Origin of the sequence: Terrimonas alba, assembly GCF_042434975.1 — a bacterium.
In the GTDB taxonomy this organism is placed as follows: domain Bacteria; phylum Bacteroidota; class Bacteroidia; order Chitinophagales; family Chitinophagaceae; genus Terrimonas_B; species Terrimonas_B alba.
Map to the genome: position 1 here is coordinate 1 of NZ_JBHMQM010000060.1, position 500 is coordinate 500.

Consider the following 500-nt stretch of genomic DNA (forward strand, 5'->3'; position numbering starts at 1 on the left):
ACTACATCACCCCATGGCAGTGTATAGCTTAAGCAGGCAGCAGCCGTGAACTCGGATGCAGCAGCGGTATTGATAGTGATATGCGCCGTGACAACCGAATCGCAACCATTGACCGTGGTATAAGTATGGGTATAATCATCACTGGTGTTTACCACATCACCCCATGGCAGTATATAGCTTAAGCAGGCAGCAGCCGTGAACTCGGATGCAGCAGCACTGTTGATGGTGATATGCGCCGTGACAACGGAATCGCAACCATTAATAGTTTGATAGGTATGGGTATAATCATCACTGGTCGTCACTACATCACCCCATGGCAGTGTATAGCTTAAGCAGGCAGCAGCCGTGAACTCGGATGCAGCAGCGGTATTGATAGTGATATGCGCCGTGACAACGGAATCGCAACCATTGACAGTTGTATATGTATGGGTATAATCATCACTGGTCGTCACTACATCACCCCATGGCAGTGTATAGCTTAAGCAGGCAGCAGCCGTGAA

1 protein-coding gene is annotated in these 500 nt (G+C 49.0%); it reads right to left on the reverse strand.

The features are described from left to right. Positions 1–500, reverse strand: a 500-nt coding sequence (locus tag ACFEL9_RS26185) for a hypothetical protein (protein ID WP_385896390.1), incomplete at both ends; no start/stop codon positions are given.